Source organism: Streptomyces sp. WAC 06738, assembly GCF_003945505.1.
GTDB lineage: Bacteria > Actinomycetota > Actinomycetes > Streptomycetales > Streptomycetaceae > Streptomyces.
In genome coordinates, this window is record NZ_CP029618.1 from 4,408,411 (window position 1) to 4,423,983 (window position 15,573).

General features: G+C 72.3%; 16 protein-coding genes. 13 read left to right on the forward strand and 3 right to left on the reverse strand.

Going from position 1 to position 15,573, the window contains the following annotated elements; genetic code table 11:
- The first annotated feature begins 10 nt into the window (after window positions 1-10).
- The 9 genes from panC (at window position 11) to DMB38_RS19190 (ending at window position 7,273) form a co-directional block, all read left to right on the forward strand.
- Window positions 11-970: a pantoate--beta-alanine ligase gene (panC, locus tag DMB38_RS19155; RefSeq protein WP_125936214.1), complete on the forward strand. Its 960-nt coding sequence runs from the start codon at window positions 11-13 to the stop codon at window positions 968-970.
- Window positions 967-2,670 carry an L-aspartate oxidase gene (locus DMB38_RS19160; RefSeq protein ID WP_125936215.1) on the forward strand — a complete coding sequence of 568 codons (1,704 nt, stop codon included), beginning with the start codon at window positions 967-969 and terminating at the stop codon, window positions 2,668-2,670. Before panC ends, DMB38_RS19160 begins: the two co-directional genes overlap by 4 nt.
- Window positions 2,671-2,702: 32 nt before the next feature.
- A complete protein-coding gene (gene nadC / locus DMB38_RS19165; protein WP_125939136.1) occupies window positions 2,703-3,719 on the forward strand; it encodes a carboxylating nicotinate-nucleotide diphosphorylase in 1,017 nt (338 codons plus the stop codon).
- Window positions 3,720-4,517, forward strand: coding sequence for a type III pantothenate kinase (locus tag DMB38_RS19170; protein WP_101422945.1), 798 nt, complete (start codon window positions 3,720-3,722; stop codon window positions 4,515-4,517).
- A 118-nt stretch (window positions 4,518-4,635) separates the two neighbouring features.
- Complete coding sequence (locus tag DMB38_RS19175; RefSeq protein WP_125939137.1) at window positions 4,636-5,442, forward strand: hypothetical protein; 807 nt, start codon at window positions 4,636-4,638, stop codon at window positions 5,440-5,442.
- A gap of 150 nt (window positions 5,443-5,592) precedes the next feature.
- Complete coding sequence (locus DMB38_RS36170) at window positions 5,593-5,763, forward strand: hypothetical protein (RefSeq protein ID WP_164716039.1); 171 nt, start codon at window positions 5,593-5,595, stop codon at window positions 5,761-5,763.
- A 124-nt stretch (window positions 5,764-5,887) separates the two neighbouring features.
- A complete protein-coding gene (locus DMB38_RS19180) occupies window positions 5,888-6,292 on the forward strand; it encodes a BlaI/MecI/CopY family transcriptional regulator (RefSeq protein WP_125936216.1) in 405 nt (134 codons plus the stop codon).
- Window positions 6,293-6,307: 15 nt separating this feature from the next.
- Window positions 6,308-6,826: an amino-acid N-acetyltransferase gene (locus tag DMB38_RS19185; RefSeq protein WP_047017129.1), complete on the forward strand. Its 519-nt coding sequence runs from the start codon at window positions 6,308-6,310 to the stop codon at window positions 6,824-6,826.
- A 120-nt stretch (window positions 6,827-6,946) separates the two neighbouring features.
- Entirely contained in the window at window positions 6,947-7,273 is a 327-nt protein-coding gene (locus DMB38_RS19190) for an Lsr2 family protein (RefSeq protein ID WP_027754213.1), read from the forward strand.
- Here the strand turns inward: DMB38_RS19190 and DMB38_RS36450 are convergent.
- Window positions 7,212-7,796 (reverse strand): hypothetical protein, encoded by a 585-nt coding sequence (locus DMB38_RS36450; RefSeq protein WP_206337712.1) that lies wholly within the window; start codon window positions 7,794-7,796, stop codon window positions 7,212-7,214. The two genes, DMB38_RS19190 and DMB38_RS36450, sit on opposite strands and share 62 nt — an antisense overlap.
- 604 nt (window positions 7,797-8,400) lie before the next feature.
- Between DMB38_RS36450 and DMB38_RS19205 the strand changes: the two genes are divergently transcribed.
- Window positions 8,401-10,929, forward strand: coding sequence for an ATP-dependent Clp protease ATP-binding subunit (locus DMB38_RS19205; RefSeq protein ID WP_018839279.1), 2,529 nt, complete (start codon window positions 8,401-8,403; stop codon window positions 10,927-10,929).
- Between the two features lie 83 nt (window positions 10,930-11,012).
- Here the strand turns inward: DMB38_RS19205 and DMB38_RS19210 are convergent, their stop codons facing one another.
- On the reverse strand, window positions 11,013-11,573 hold the full coding sequence (locus DMB38_RS19210) for a TetR/AcrR family transcriptional regulator (RefSeq protein WP_125936217.1): 561 nt from the start codon (window positions 11,571-11,573) through the stop codon (window positions 11,013-11,015).
- Window positions 11,574-11,675: 102 nt separating this feature from the next.
- On the opposite strand from DMB38_RS19210, the gene DMB38_RS19215 reads away from it, so the two are divergent.
- The 3 genes from DMB38_RS19215 (at window position 11,676) to DMB38_RS19225 (ending at window position 14,363) form a co-directional block, all read left to right on the forward strand.
- Window positions 11,676-13,268, forward strand: a complete 1,593-nt coding sequence (locus DMB38_RS19215) for an MDR family MFS transporter (RefSeq protein ID WP_125936218.1) — start codon at window positions 11,676-11,678, stop codon at window positions 13,266-13,268.
- 163 nt (window positions 13,269-13,431) lie between these two features.
- Window positions 13,432-13,863 (forward strand): helix-turn-helix transcriptional regulator, encoded by a 432-nt coding sequence (locus DMB38_RS19220; RefSeq protein WP_324841951.1) that lies wholly within the window; start codon window positions 13,432-13,434, stop codon window positions 13,861-13,863.
- A 59-nt stretch (window positions 13,864-13,922) separates the two neighbouring features.
- Window positions 13,923-14,363, forward strand: a complete 441-nt coding sequence (locus DMB38_RS19225) for a VOC family protein (protein WP_125936219.1) — start codon at window positions 13,923-13,925, stop codon at window positions 14,361-14,363.
- Window positions 14,364-14,622: 259 nt separating this feature from the next.
- On the opposite strand, the gene DMB38_RS19230 is transcribed toward DMB38_RS19225, so the two are convergent.
- Window positions 14,623-15,567 carry an A/G-specific adenine glycosylase gene (locus tag DMB38_RS19230; protein ID WP_047017138.1) on the reverse strand — a complete coding sequence of 315 codons (945 nt, stop codon included), beginning with the start codon at window positions 15,565-15,567 and terminating at the stop codon, window positions 14,623-14,625.
- Between the last annotated feature and the right edge of the window lie 6 nt (window positions 15,568-15,573).

The following is a 15,573-nucleotide window of genomic DNA, read 5'->3' on the forward strand; positions in this document are numbered from 1 at the left end:
GACGGCGACGATGACCGCTCTACTCGTACACCAGGCCGCGGAACTGCCGGAGCCGCCGGGGGCGCATGAGCCGCCGGAAGCGCCCGGTGCCGCGCCCGAACGCCCGGCGCGCGCCGTGGTGATGACCATGGGCGCGCTGCACGAGGGCCACGCGGCCCTCGTCCGCGCCGCCCGCGCGGAAGTCGGCCCGCACGGGCAGGTCGTGGTCACCGTCTTCGTCAACCCGCTGCAGTTCGGCCCCGGCGAGGACCTGGACCGCTACCCCCGCACCCTCGACGCCGACGTCCTGCTCGCGGGCAAGGAGGGCGCGGACGTCGTCTACGCACCGTCCGCCGACGAGGTCTATCCGGGCGGCGAGCCGCACGTGCGCGTCAGCGCCGGGCCGATGGGGGAGCGGCTGGAGGGCGCGTTCCGCCCGGGGCACTTCGACGGCATGCTGACCGTCGTCGCCAAACTGCTCCATCTCACCCGGCCGGACGTGGCGCTGTACGGGCAGAAGGACGCCCAGCAACTCGCCCTGATCACGCGGATGGTGCGCGACCTGAACTTCCCGGTACGGATCCTCGGCGTGCCGACTGTACGCGAGCCGGACGGGCTCGCCCTGTCCAGCCGCAACGTGTACCTCTCCGCGCCGGAGCGCCGCACCGCGCTCGCGCTGTCCCGCGCGCTCTTCGCGGCGCGCGAAGCGGCGGGCGCCGCGGGCACCCCGCGGGAAGCGCTGGCCGCGGCGGAGTCCGTGCTGCACGACGCGGGCGCGCTGACGCCCCCGCTGGAGCTGGACTACGCCGCGCTGGTGGACCCCGCGGACTTCACCCCGGTCACGGACGCCGTGCCACGGCCGCCACAGGGCCCGGACGGCACGCCACGGCAGGACGGCGCCGCCCGCGAGGCCGTCCTCGCCGTCGCCGCCAAGGTCGGCACCACCCGCCTCATCGACAACATCCGCCTCACCTTCGGGGGTGCCAGATGACCGCGATACGGCTCGGCGCCCCCGCCCCCGGCTGGGTGCTGGACACCGACGTCGTCGTGGTCGGCTCCGGCGTCGCCGGCCTCACCGCCGCGCTGCGCTGCGCCGAGGCGGGCCTGCGGGTCACCGTCGTCACCAAGGCCAACTTCGACGACGGCTCCACCCGCTGGGCCCAGGGCGGCATCGCCGCCGCCCTCGGCGACGGCGACAGCCCCGAGCAGCACCTCGCCGACACCCTCGTCGCGGGCGCCGGGCTGTGCGACGAGGACGCCGTACGCACCCTCGTCACCGAGGGCCCCGCCGCCGTGCGCCGCCTCATCGCCACCGGCGCCGCCTTCGACACCGACCCCGCCACCGGCGCCATCGAGCTGACCCGCGAAGGCGGCCACCACCGCCGCCGCATCGCCCACGCGGGCGGCGACGCGACCGGCGCGGAGGTCTCCCGCGCGCTGGTGCAGGCGGTGCGCGAGGCGGGCATCGAGACCGTCGAGCACGCGCTCGTACTCGATCTGATCAAGGACGCGGAAGGGCGCGCCGCCGGCGTCACGTTGCACGTCATGGGCGAGGGCGCGCGCGACGGCGTGGGCGCCGTGCACGCCCCCGCGGTGGTGCTCGCCACCGGCGGCATGGGCCAGGTCTTCTCCGCGACCACCAACCCGGCGGTCTCCACCGGCGACGGCGTCGCGCTCGCGCTCCGCGCCGGCGCGGAGGTGTCGGACCTGGAGTTCGTGCAGTTCCACCCGACGGTGATGTTCCTGGGCCCGGACGCCGAGGGCCAGCAGCCCCTGGTCTCCGAGGCGGTACGGGGCGAGGGCGCCCACCTCGTCGACGCCGGCGGCGTGCGGTTCATGGTGGGGCAGCACGAGCTGGCGGAGCTGGCGCCGCGCGACATCGTGGCCAAGGGCATCACGCGGCGCATGCGCGAGCAGGGCGCCGACCACATGTACCTCGACGGGCGGCACTTCGGCGCGGAGATGTGGAAGCAGCGCTTCCCGACGATCTTCGCCGCCTGCCGCGCCCACGGCTTCGACCCGGTCCACGACCTCGTCCCGGTCGCCCCCGCTGCCCACTACGCCTCCGGCGGGGTCGTCACGGACCTGCGCGGCCGCACGAGCGTCCCGGGCCTGTACGCCTGCGGTGAGGTGGCCTGTACGGGCGTGCACGGCGCGAACAGGCTGGCGTCCAACTCCCTCCTGGAGGGCCTGGTCTTCGCCGAGCGCATCGCGGCGGACGTCGCGGCCGCGCCCGTACGGGCGGAACCGGCCGCGCCGGAAGAGAAGAGTCCGCCCCTGGAGATCCCTCTCCTGCCGCAGGAGGCGCGGGCGGACATCCAGCGCGTCATGACCGCGGGCGCCGGCGTCCTGCGCTCCGCCGCCAGCCTGGACGGGGCCGCGTCCGCGCTGGGCGCGATACGCGACACCGCGCGCCCCGCGCCCGCGGCGCCGTGCGTGGAGACCTGGGAGGCGACCAACCTGCTGCTCGTCGCGGAGGTCCTCGTCGAGTGCGCCGGGCGCCGCGCCGAGACCCGCGGCTCGCACTGGCGCGAGGACCACGCCGACCGCGACGACGCCCGCTGGGCCCGCCACTTCCTCGTCACCCTCACCTCCGAGCCCGTACGCCCCGAGAGTCCCGCAGACCCCGCACACCCCGCACTCGCCGTCCGGACCACGGCCGGCACCGCCTTCCACCGGGAGACCCCGTGAGCAGCACCCCAGAGCCCCACCGACCCCAGCCCGTGGAGCTGACGCTCCTGCCCCTCGGCGGCCCGGACACCGGCGCGGGGGGCTGCGGCGACGACTGCGGCTGCGGGGCAGGCGACGGTGCTGCCGACGGGGCGTACGGCCACGACCCCCTGGAGTGCGGCCTCGACCCCGGTCTGGCCCGGCTCCTCGTCGACGCGGGCCTCGACCCCGTCTACGTCGAGGACGTCGCCCACCTCGCCGTCGAGGAGGACCTCGACCACGGCGTGGACGTGACGACCGTCGCCACCGTCCCCGAAGACGCCGTGGCCACCGGCGACTTCACCGCCCGCGAGGCCGGCGTGGTCGCCGGCCTGCGCGTCGCCGAAGCGGTCCTCTCCGTCGTCTGCACCGACGACATGGAGGTCGAACGGCACGCGGAGGACGGCGACCTGGTCGCGCCCGGACAGCGGCTGCTGACGGTCCGTACCCGCGCCCGCGACCTCCTCACCGCCGAACGCAGCGCGCTCAACCTCCTTTGCCGCATGTCCGGAATCGCCACCTCCACCCGCGCCTGGGCCGACGCGCTGGAGGGCACCGCCGCGAAGGTCCGCGACACCCGCAAGACGACGCCGGGACTGCGCGCGCTGGAGAAGTACGCGGTGCGCTGCGGCGGCGGCGTCAACCACCGCATGTCGCTGTCGGACGCGGCGCTGGTGAAGGACAACCACGTGGTCGCGGCGGGCGGCCTGGCCGAGGCGTTCCGGCTCGTACGGGCCGAGTTCCCCGACCTGGACGTGGAGGTGGAGGCGGACACCCTGCACCAGGTGCGCGAGGCCGTCGACGCGGGCGCCGACCTCATCCTGCTGGACAACTTCACGCCCGTGGAGACCGAGGAGGCCGTCGCGCTGGTCGCCGGCCGCGCCCGGCTGGAGTCCTCCGGGCGGCTGACGCTCGACAACGCGCGCGCGTACGCGGAGACGGGCGTCGACTACCTGGCCGTCGGGGCGCTCACCCACTCCACCCCCATCCTCGACATCGGCCTCGACCTGCGCGAGGGGGGCGACGGCTAGATGCTCCTCACCATCGACGTCGGGAACACCCACACCGTCCTCGGCCTCTTCGACGGCGAGGAGATCGTCGAGCACTGGCGCATCTCCACCGACGCGCGCCGCACCGCCGACGAACTCGCGGTGCTGCTCCAGGGCCTGATGGGGATGCACCCGCTGCTCGGCGAGGAGCTGGGCGACGGCATCCACGGGATCGCCATCTGCTCGACCGTCCCCTCGGTGCTGCACGAACTGCGCGAGGTCACCCGCCGCTACTACGGCGACGTCCCCTCCGTGCTCGTCGAGCCGGGCGTGAAGACCGGCGTCCCCGTCCTCATGGACAACCCCAAGGAAGTCGGCGCCGACCGCATCATCAACGCCCTGGCGGCGGCCGAGCTGTACGGCGGCCCGGCCATCGTCGTCGACTTCGGCACGGCGACGACGTTCGACGCGGTGAGCGAGCGCGGCGAGTACGTCGGCGGGGTCATCGCGCCGGGCATCGAGATCTCGACGGAGGCGCTGGGCGTACGCGGCGCGCAGTTGCGCAAGATCGAACTGGCCCGGCCGCGGTCCGTGATCGGCAAGAACACCGTCGAGGCGATGCAGTCCGGCATCCTCTACGGGTTCGCGGGACAGGTCGACGGCGTGGTCAACCGCATGGCGGCGGAGCTGGCCGACGACCCGGACGAGGTGACCGTCATCGCGACCGGCGGGCTGGCGCCGATGATGCTCGCCGACTCCTCGGTGATCGACGAGCACGAGCCGTGGCTGACGCTGATCGGCCTCCGCCTGGTCTACGAGCGGAACGTCTCGACCACCTGACCGGTACACGCAGCGGCCGGCGCCGCGGCGATAGCCCGTTCCGCGCGCCTTCGCGGCATGAGCCCCATTCAGGGCCTAAAGTCGGATTATGCCTACGCCATACGGTTCCCGAGGCGGTGTGGCGCTCAGCGCCGACGAGCTCCGCGTCGTGCGTGACGCGCTGGCCATCGCCATCGAGTCGAGTTGGGGCCTGCCCAGGCCCGCCAGGGGTGACGGAACGGAGCCTGCCGCCGCGCCCGCGGTCCCGCGCGGCGCCGTCGTACGGGACTGCACGGAGCTGGCCGCGGCGTTGGACGAGGCGGCGGCCGAGGCGGACCGGATGCGCCTGTTCCGTAACGCCGACCTCGCCCGCTACCGCGCCGCGCTCCCCGGAAGCGCCTCCGGCTACGCGGAACTGCTGCACGACGCGCTGGCCACCGGCTACGCACCCGGGCAGGCGGACATCGCCGCGCTGCGCGTCCTGTGCGACGAGCCGGCGGACTCGGGCGTGGCGGAGCGCCGGCGGCGGCTGCTGCGGCGCTGCGAGGCGCTGGCGGCCGCCCAGGTGCCGCCCCGCCGCCGCCCGGAGGAGCCGGCCCCGCAGGTGCCGGCGGCTGCGGCCGCGACGGCTCCGGCGGCCACCTCGGCGCCGCAATCGCCGCCCGTGGCGTCCCCGGGCCTCCCGCGCCCCGCGCTGCGCGCTCTGCCCGGCGGCAGGGCCCGCCGGGCGGCTCGGGGCTCGGAGGAGTCGGAGCCCGCGCCGGACCGGCAGCCGGGCAAGCCCGGTGAGCAGCCGCAGCGGCCGCCCCGCGAGAACCCCCCGGACCGGCAGCCCGCGTCCCCGCACCGCCCGGTGCCCACCCCCGCCGAGGTCTTTCCGCCCCGCCGCCGCCCGGCCCGGCCCCCGGAGCACCTGCTGCGCCCCCACGCGGCCCGTACGGCCTGACCTCCACCCGTACGGCCCGATCCCCGTACGGCCCGGCCTCCGGCGCACCTCCACCCTCCCGCGAGCCCGCCCACCCCGCCGGGCTACGCTGGAGGCCGCGGCACCTCCGCGGCGCCCGCGCCCAGTAGCCCGCAACGATGGATGGCTCTCATGGATTACCTCTCCGCGCTGCTTCCGTCGACCGTCATGGCCATCGCCTTCACCGTGATGATCGTGACGATCGTCAAGAACCAGGGCGGCCCCAACAAGGCCAAGGAAGACGCCGCCGTCGACGCCGCATTCGCGCAGGCGGAAGCGGCGAAGCAGAAGTCCGCCGAGTAACGCGGAGCAAGGCCCTCTCACCCCGGCGGCGGGCGCGCCTCCGCCGCCCGAATCGCCACGCCCGCCGCTCCCTTCCCCGTCCCAATCGCCCCATTGTTCACGCTCCTACGGGTATTGTGCTGGCGTGGTCCGGCCATTGGGAGAGCTCGAAGACGCGGTCATGACCCGGGTGTGGGAGTGGAACCGCCCGGTCACGGTGAGGGAAGTGCTGGAAGACCTCCAGCAGGAACGCTCTCTCGCGTACACCACCGTCATGACCGTAATGGACAACCTCCACCAGAAGGGCTGGCTGCGGCGCGCCCCCGAAGGCCGCGCCTATCGATATGAAGCGGTCTCCACCCGGGCCGCCTACTCCGCCGCACTCATGAACGAGGCGTGGGCCGCCAGCGACAATCCGGCGGCCGCCCTTGTCGCGTTCTTCGGCATGATGTCGCCGGGCCAGGTCGAGGCCCTGCGCGATGCGCTACGCGTCGTGTCGCTGGACTCACCCGGTGACACCGAAGCCGGTGACGGCGAAGGAAGCGCGTGACGATAGCGTCATGCCATGCCCAGCGATTCTTACGGGGTCACGATCCGCCGTGCCCGCACCTCGGATGTCCGGGCCATCCGGCGGCTGCTCGACCCCTACGTGCACCGCGACATCCTTCTCGACAAAGCCACCGTGACGCTTTACGAGGACATCCAGGAGTTCTGGGTCGCCGAGCGCGACACGGACGCCGCCGTGGTCGGCTGCGGGGCGCTGCACGTGATGTGGGAGGACCTCGCCGAGGTGCGTACGCTGGCCGTGGATCCGGCCCGCAAGGGCACGGGCATCGGGCACCAACTCCTTGACAAGTTGCTGCACACCGCCCGCTGGCTCGGTGTCAGCCGCATTTTCTGCCTCACGTTCGAAGTCGACTTCTTCGCCAAGCACGGCTTCGTCGAGATCGGCGAGACTCCGGTGGACCAGGACGTCTACAGTGAGCTACTGCGCTCGTATGACGAGGGCGTTGCCGAGTTCCTGGACCTGGAGCGGGTGAAGCCCAACACCCTCGGCAACAGCAGGATGCTGCTGCATCTGTGACGGCGCTATGTCCGAATCGCGCAGATATTGTTGAGCGAGTTCTCCGGCAGGGTTTGAGTTTTTCGCTGAAAAGCGGTTTGCTTTCGCCAGCACACATTGTTCCGATGAAAGGGAAGCCCGGTGGCTCAGAAGGTACAGGTCCTTCTCGTCGATGATCTCGATGGCGGTGAGGCCGACGAGACCGTGACGTTCGCTCTTGATGGCAAGTCCTACGAGATCGACCTCACGACTGCCAACGCGGAAAAGCTGCGATCCGCTCTGGAGCAGTACGTGAAGAGCGGCCGCAGGACCGGTGGCCGCGCCACGAAGCGTTCTCGCGGCGGGGCGTCCGGCAGCCAGGACACGGCGAAGATCCGCGCGTGGGCGAAGGAGCAGGGTTACGAGGTCAGCGAGCGTGGCCGTGTTCCGGCGAACATCCGCGAGGCATACGAAAAGGCGAACGGCTGACGTTCAGGGCGAGGCGGTGGCAGGCCGTCGCCGCCGCGCTCACCAGCCGTACCAGATCCGGCCGGTCCGCAACCCGGTTCCGCGCCGGCACGGCACCGCCGTCCGCGTCACCGCTGTCCCCATCCGATTCGACAGCATCGCGGCCGGCGTCTCCGACGCCGTCGGCGTCCTCTCCTACGTCCTCCCCATCCACGACTCCGCCCCCGCGGCCGGCGCCCGTGCCCACGGGCAGCCGCACCGCGGGGAGCCGCGCCAGCGCCGCCCGGCCGGGCGGGCGCAGCCAGAGCGTCGGCGGCCAGCTCCGTACCGCCGCCGGCGCCGCGCTCAGATCCAGTGGGATACCGCCCCACTCCAGCCAGTCCAGCAGGCCCGGCAGCTCCGCGGCGCCGCCCTCGGCGATCAGGAAGCGCATCCGGCCGCCGGCCAGCCCCACCGGCCCTGTGGCCGGCCGCCGGCGCAGCACCGCCCAGCCGGCCTCCGAGGGCATCTCCAGCACGTCGCAGCGGAGCGCCCCGGCCGGCATCACACCGGCTGAAGGAGCCCGCCCGGCCGTCTCTCCGGCCGGCTCTCCGCCTCCGTCCGCACCCGGTCCTTTCCGGCCGCGCGCGCCGCTTCCGCCCGCCGGGGCGGGCCTGCCCTGCGGGCCGGTCTGGCGCGGGATCACGGGGCCGGTCACACCGTGAGCAACGGGGTCGCACCCGCGTTGGTTACGACATGTGTCATCCCGGTCGCATAGCGCGCTACTCCTTCCCCGCACCAGCGTCCACAGACGTTCCACCGTGTTCGCCGTCAGCGCAGTGAAGAGGCCGGAAAATCTGATGGCAGGGCCCATGGCGCGGGTAAGACTTGGCTAGTGGTGCTGGTGAGAGCGGTGGCTTCGGCAGGGTCCGGCGGCGGCGTTCGCCATGGGCGTAGCGGCATTGAGAGTATTCGCCTGGCCTGCGGGAACATCGTCTCGCACCATCGGGTTGGAGCAGTAGTCGGGTACCCGGTGCAGGAGACTGAGGGAGTCAGCATCCGGGTGTCGGCAGTTGGAATGAGCGGTCCCCGCTTGCGGGACTAAGCTGCGGAAGGACAGGGAGGGGAACGTCCCCGATCTGCCTGACCGCTCTGAGGAGCGATTAACGATGTTCGAGAGGTTCACCGACCGCGCGCGGCGGGTTGTCGTCCTGGCTCAGGAAGAAGCCCGGATGCTCAACCACAACTACATCGGCACCGAGCACATCCTCCTGGGCCTGATCCACGAGGGTGAGGGTGTCGCCGCAAAGGCCCTGGAGAGCCTCGGGATCTCGCTCGAGGCGGTCCGCCAGCAGGTGGAGGAGATCATCGGCCAGGGCCAGCAGGCCCCGTCCGGCCACATCCCCTTCACGCCCCGGGCGAAGAAGGTCCTGGAGCTGTCGCTCCGCGAGGCCCTCCAGCTCGGCCACAACTACATCGGCACGGAGCACATCCTGCTCGGCCTCATCCGCGAGGGCGAGGGCGTCGCCGCCCAGGTCCTCGTGAAGCTGGGCGCCGACCTGAACCGGGTGCGGCAGCAGGTCATCCAGCTGCTCTCCGGCTACCAGGGCGGCAAGGAGACCGCCACGGCCGGCGGCCCCGCCGAGGGCACGCCGTCGACGTCCCTGGTGCTCGACCAGTTCGGCCGGAACCTCACGCAGGCCGCCCGCGAGTCCAAGCTCGACCCGGTCATCGGGCGCGAGAAGGAGATCGAGCGGGTCATGCAGGTGCTGTCCCGCCGGACGAAGAACAACCCCGTCCTCATCGGCGAGCCCGGCGTCGGCAAGACCGCCGTCGTCGAGGGCCTGGCGCAGGCCATCGTCAAGGGCGAGGTGCCCGAGACGCTGAAGGACAAGCACCTCTACACCCTGGACCTCGGCGCCCTGGTCGCGGGCTCCCGCTACCGCGGTGACTTCGAGGAGCGCCTGAAGAAGGTGCTCAAGGAGATCCGCACCCGCGGCGACATCATCCTCTTCATCGACGAGCTGCACACCCTGGTGGGCGCGGGGGCCGCCGAGGGCGCGATCGACGCGGCGAGCATCCTCAAGCCGATGCTGGCCCGCGGCGAGCTGCAGACCATCGGCGCCACCACGCTCGACGAGTACCGCAAGCACCTGGAGAAGGACGCGGCCCTGGAGCGCCGCTTCCAGCCGATCCAGGTCGCGGAGCCGTCGCTGCAGCACACCATCGAGATCCTCAAGGGCCTGCGCGACCGGTACGAGGCGCACCACCGGGTGTCCATCACGGACGCCGCGCTGGTCGCCGCGGCCCAGCTCGCCGACCGGTACATCTCCGACCGCTTCCTGCCGGACAAGGCGATCGACCTGATCGACGAGGCGGGCTCGCGGATGCGCATCCGCCGGATGACCGCACCGCCGGACCTGCGGGAGTTCGACGAGAAGATCGCCGACGTGCGGCGCGAGAAGGAGTCCGCGATCGACTCGCAGGACTTCGAGCTGGCCGCAGGGCTGCGCGACAAGGAGAAGCAGCTCCTGGCGCAGAAGGCGCAGCGGGAGAAGGAGTGGAAGGCCGGCGACATGGACGTCGTCGCCGAGGTGGACGAGGAGCTCATCGCCGAGGTCCTGGCCACCGCCACCGGCATCCCGGTCTTCAAGCTGACCGAGGAGGAGTCCTCGCGGCTGCTGCGCATGGAGGACGAGCTGCACAAGCGCGTCATCGGGCAGGAGGACGCCATCAAGGCGCTCTCCCAGGCCATCCGGCGTACGCGGGCGGGCCTGAAGGACCCGAAGCGCCCCGGCGGTTCGTTCATCTTCGCCGGCCCGTCCGGCGTCGGTAAGACGGAGCTGTCGAAGACGCTGGCGGAGTTCCTCTTCGGTGACGAGGACGCGCTCATCCAGCTCGACATGTCGGAGTTCAGCGAGAAGCACACCGTCTCGCGGCTGTTCGGCTCCCCGCCCGGCTACGTCGGGTACGAGGAGGGCGGTCAGCTCACCGAGAAGGTGCGCCGGAAGCCGTTCTCCGTGGTCCTCTTCGACGAGGTCGAGAAGGCCCACCCGGACATCTTCAACTCGCTGCTGCAGATCCTGGAGGACGGTCGCCTGACCGACTCCCAGGGCCGGGTCGTGGACTTCAAGAACACGATCATCATCATGACGACCAACCTCGGCACCAAGGACATCTCCAAGGGCTTCGGCCTGGGGTTCGCCGCCGGGGGCGACGTCAAGACCGGCTACGAGCGGATGAAGTCCAAGGTCAGCGAGGAGCTCAAGCAGCACTTCCGGCCCGAGTTCCTCAACCGTGTGGACGACATCGTGGTCTTCCACCAGCTCACCAGGGACGACATCATCGAGATCGTCGACCTGCGGCTGGCCGAGCTGGACAACCGGCTCAAGGACCGCGACATGGCCATCGAGCTCTCCACCGAGGCCAAGGACCTGCTCTCCAAGCGGGGCTTCGACCCGGTGCTGGGCGCCCGGCCGCTGCGCCGCGCGATCCAGCGGGAGATCGAGGACGTGCTCTCGGAGAAGATCCTCTTCGGCGAGCTGCGCCCGGGCCACATCGTGGTGGTCGACACCGAGGGCGAGGGTGACGACGCGACGTTCACCTTCCGCGGCGAGGAGAAGTCGGCGCTGCCCGACGCCCCGCCGGTCGACGCCGCCGCGGGCGGCGCGGGCCCGAACCTGAGCAAGGAGGCGTGAGCCCGTAGCGGCTCGGCTTCCGGCGCACGACACAGAGCCGCCCCGGACCACACGGTCCGGGGCGGCTCTGCGTGTGCCGGCGGTCAGCCCTTGTACGCGGACGTCACCAGCTCCTGCGCGACCTCCAGGCAGGCGAGGCGCTTCTCCTCCGGGTCGCCCTTGGCGTCGTCCAGGGCGAACATCCCGGCGTGCATCGTGAAGATCGCGGCGATGCTGCGGGCCTGGTCCCTCAGGTCGGCGTCCTTGTCGCGCAGCATCCCGATGATGTCGGCCATCCGGGCCTTGAAGGTCTCGCCGAGGCTCAGCTCGCGGATGCTCGCCTGGTTCTCCTGCATGAACCGGAAGAGCGTGTCGCCGCCGGCGAGCAGCGCGCTGTAGCGCGCCAGCAGCTCCAGCCGGGTCTCCAGCGTGGCCGGCTGTGCCCGCCCCCAGGCGATCAGCTCGTCGACCCGCCCGAAGTGGTCCTCGACCAGGCTGACGAGGATGTCTTCCTTGGTCTTGAAGTGGTAGTACAGCGCGGCCTTGGTGACGTCGAGCCGTTCGGCGATCTCGCGCAGGGAAGTCTTCTCATAGCCCTTGTCGGCGAAGAGCTCCAGCGCCACGTCCTGAATGCGCTGGCGGGTGTCGCTCCTGGTCGTGCCCATGATCCCTGCTTCCGTCAGATACTTACTTGACGCCCGGCAAGTAGCGGCGTACGTTCACATAGTACCCACTAGCCGGGCGGCAAGTAAGTAGGGAGAGGGGTCATGGCGGACAAGGATCAGGAGGCGGTCCCAGCACCGCCGCGGAACGTCAGGGTGATCATGCTCGGCCTGATGATCACCATGATGCTCGCGATGCTCGACAACCTGATCGTCGGCACCGCGATGCCCACGATCGTCGGCGAACTCGGCGGCCTGAACCACCTCGCCTGGGTGGTCACCGCGTACACCCTGGCCATCGCCGTCTCCACCCCGCTGTGGGGCAAGTTCGGCGACCTCTATGGCCGCAAGGGCATCTTCATGTCCTCGATAGTCCTCTTCCTGATCGGCTCCGCCCTCTCCGGCATGGCCCAGGACATGGGCCAGCTCATCGCCTTCCGCGCGGTCCAGGGCCTGGGCGGCGGCGGTCTCATCGTCGGCGTGATGGCGATCATCGGCGACCTCGTGCCGCCCCGCGAACGCGGCCGGTACCAGGGCATGATGGCCGCCGTCATGGGCATCGCCACGATCGGCGGCCCGCTGGTCGGCGGGACGATCACCGACCACCTCGGCTGGCGCTGGGCGTTCTACATCAACCTGCCGCTCGGCGCCGTCTCCCTCTTCGTCATCTCCGCCGTGCTGCACCTGCCGAAGAAGCGCATCAAGGCGCGCGTGGACTACACGGGCGCCGCCCTGCTCTCGGTCGGGCTGACGGCGCTGGTGCTGGTGACCTCCTGGGGCGGTACGGAGTACGACTGGGGCTCCGCGCAGATCATCGGCCTGGCCGTGCTCGGCGCCGCCGCGCTGGCCGCCTTCGGCTGGGCCGAGACCCGCGCCGTCGAGCCGATCATCCCGCTCCGCATCTTCCGCAACGCCAACTTCACGCTCATGAACGTGATCGGCTTCATCGTCGGCTTCGTGATGTTCGGCGGCGTGACCTTCCTGCCGCTCTTCCAGCAGAGCGTCCAGGGGGCCTCGGCCACCAACTCCGGACTGCTGCTGCTGCCGATGATGCTGCCCGTCATGGTCGTCTCGCTCTTCGTCGGCCGGGCCACGACCAGGACCGGGCGCTACAAGATCTACCCGATCATCGGCGGCGCCGCCCTGATCGCCGGGATGTACCTGCTCTCCACGATGGACACCGGCACCTCCCGGCTGACCTCCGGGATCTACATGGCCGTGATGGGCGCCGGCCTGGGCTTCATGATCCAGATGTCGATGCTCGTCGGGCAGAACAGCCTGGAGATGCGCGACATGGGCGCGGGCAGCTCCACCATCACCCTCACCCGCACCATCGGCGGCTCCTTCGGCGTCGCGCTGATGGGCGCCATCTTCAGCAGCCGGGTCGCCGACACGATGGCCGAGGAGGCGGGTCCCGCGGGCGAGAAGGCGGCGGGCAGCGGCGGGCAGTTGACCCCGGAGCGGATCGAGCAACTGCCGGCACAGATCAAAGAGGCATACCTGAACGCCGTCTCCCACGGCACCCACCAGGTCTTCCTCTGGGGAGCCGCGATCGCGGCACTCGCGTTCCTCGCCTCGTGGTTCGTCAAGGAGGTCCCGCTGCGCGGGGCGGGCCCGGCGAGCGATGACGCCGGATCGGCAGGGGACGCCGGTCCGGGCTCCGCGCAAGCGGAGGCGGAGGCCCCGGCGAAGGTCTGAGCGGACCGGGGCCCCGACGACGGGCCGCGCGCCTCCCGCAGTAGCGGGCCGGGGGCGCGCGGCCCTTCTGTGCGCGTACGGGCCCGGAGGCCGGCGTCGTACGGGGACGGGGCGGCGGCTCGCGCGGCGGGCCGGTGTCAGTGGGGCGTGCCATGCTCGAAGAGTGCTCCGCCCCGATCTGCGCGCTCTTCGCAGCGCCAAGGACGCCATGGACCGCGACTGGGCCGACCCGGCCCTCGACCTGGACGCGGTGGCGAGGCACGCCGGTTACTCCCGGTTCCACTTCATCCGCGCCTTCAAGGCCGCCTACGGCGAGACCCCCGGGCAGTATCTGACCCGCCGCCGCCTGGAACGCGCCGAGCACCTGCTGCGGACGTGCAACCTGTCCGTCACCGAGGTCTGCCACCTGGTCGGCTTCTCCGCCCTCGGCACGTTCTCCGCCAGTTTCAAGCGGCGTACGGGGCTCTCCCCGACCGCGTACCGCGACGCCCACGTGGGCCGCGGGACCGCGCTCATACCCGGCTGCTTCGCGCTGCTCTGGGCCGGCGGGTTCGACCCGCGGATCCGGGAGCGCAACTCTGAGGAAGCGGGCTGAGGCCGCCCCTGCCTACGGTGGCCGCAGTACGGAAGCACCACGCCACCAGGGAGAACGCCATGATCACGAACCTGGCCATCACCACCGTCTGGACCACCGACCAGGAGCGCAGCCGCGACTTCTTCGCCGACAAGCTCGGCTTCGAGATCCGCGACGACATCGAGATGGGCGAGGGCATGCGCTGGATCACGGTCGGGGTCCCCGGCCAGCCGGACGTCATGCTGGCCCTCATGCGCACCACGGGACCCGGCCTCGACCCGGAGTCGGCGGAGGCGCTGACGACCCTCGTCAGCAAGGGCGTGCTGGGCGCGGGCGCGTTCCACACGGACGACTGCCGGGCGACGTACGAGAAGCTGCGCGCCCGGGGCGTGGACTTCGTCCAGGAGCCGCAGGAGCGGCCGTATGGGATCGAGGCGATCTTCCGTGACGACAGCGGCAACTGGTACTCGCTGACGCAGCGGCGGGAGGGCGGGCTCGACCACAGCAAGTCCTGGGCCTGACGCGGGTCGCCTCCGGCGCGGGCGGCGGGTGGCACCGGCCGGCGGGACGGTACGGGCCGGCGCACCACGGGGCCGGCGGCCCGTCCCGCGTGGTGCGGGCCGGGCCGCGGCGCCGGGGGCAACCGGGCATCCTGGCCGGGTGGCCGGGTGGCCGGGTGGCCGGGTGGCCGGGTGGCCGGGTGGCCGGGTGGCCGGGTGGCCGGGTGGCCGGGTGGCTGCCCGCTGCCCGGTGGGCGACGGGCGCCCGGCGCCCCGCGCGTCAGCCCTGCGGCAGCCGGTAGAGCCCGTCCGCCAGCGGCTCCACCAGCCCGTCCGACACCAGGCTGTCCAGCGCCCGCGCCCGCTGCACCGGCTCGTGCCACACGGCGTCCAGCCGCTGCTGCGGCACCGGCCCGTCCGCGTCCCGCAGCACGGCCAGCAGCCGGCCGCGCACCTGCCGGTCCGTGCCGGCGTACGTCTGCGTGCGGCGCGGCGGGCCCGCGTGGGCCGGGTGGCCGGCGAGCCGCCAGGCGCAGAGCGTCGCCACCGGGCACTTGCCGCACTCGGGCTTGCGCGCCGTACAGACGAGCGCGCCCAGCTCCATCGTCGCGGCGCCCCAGCGGGCCGCCTCGGCGTCCTTCTCCGGCAGCAGCTCGCGCGCGACGCGGCGCTCCACGGCGGTCGTCGCGCCGGGCGGGAACTCGGTGCCGCCGACCAGCCGGGCGTAGACCCGGCGGACGTTGGTGTCGAGCACGGCGTGCCGCTGCCCGTACGCGAAGGAGGCGACGGCGGCGGCCGTGTACTCGCCGATGCCGGGCAGCGCGAGGAGCTGCGCGTGCCGCTTGGGCACGTCGCCGTTGTGCCGCTCCTTTATCGCGGTGGCGGCGGCGTGCAGCCGCAGCGCGCGGCGCGGGTAGCCGAGCCGGCCCCAGGCGCGGACGGCCTCGCCGGGCGCCTCGGCGGCCAGGTCGGCGGGGCGGGGCCAGCGCTTCAGCCACTGCGTGTAGACGGGGAGCACGCGGCTCACCGGCGTCTGCTGCAGCATGAACTCGCTGACCATGACGCCCCAGGGGCCGGCTTCCGGCCGGCGCCACGGCAGGTCGCGGGCGTGCTCGTGGAACCACTGGAGGACTGGCCCGTGCAGCGCCGCGGGCTCGGGCGCAGACGCGGGCGCGGCGCCGGCAGAGGCGGGCGCGGATGCGGTACTTGCTGTGGTCGCAGTCATGGCACC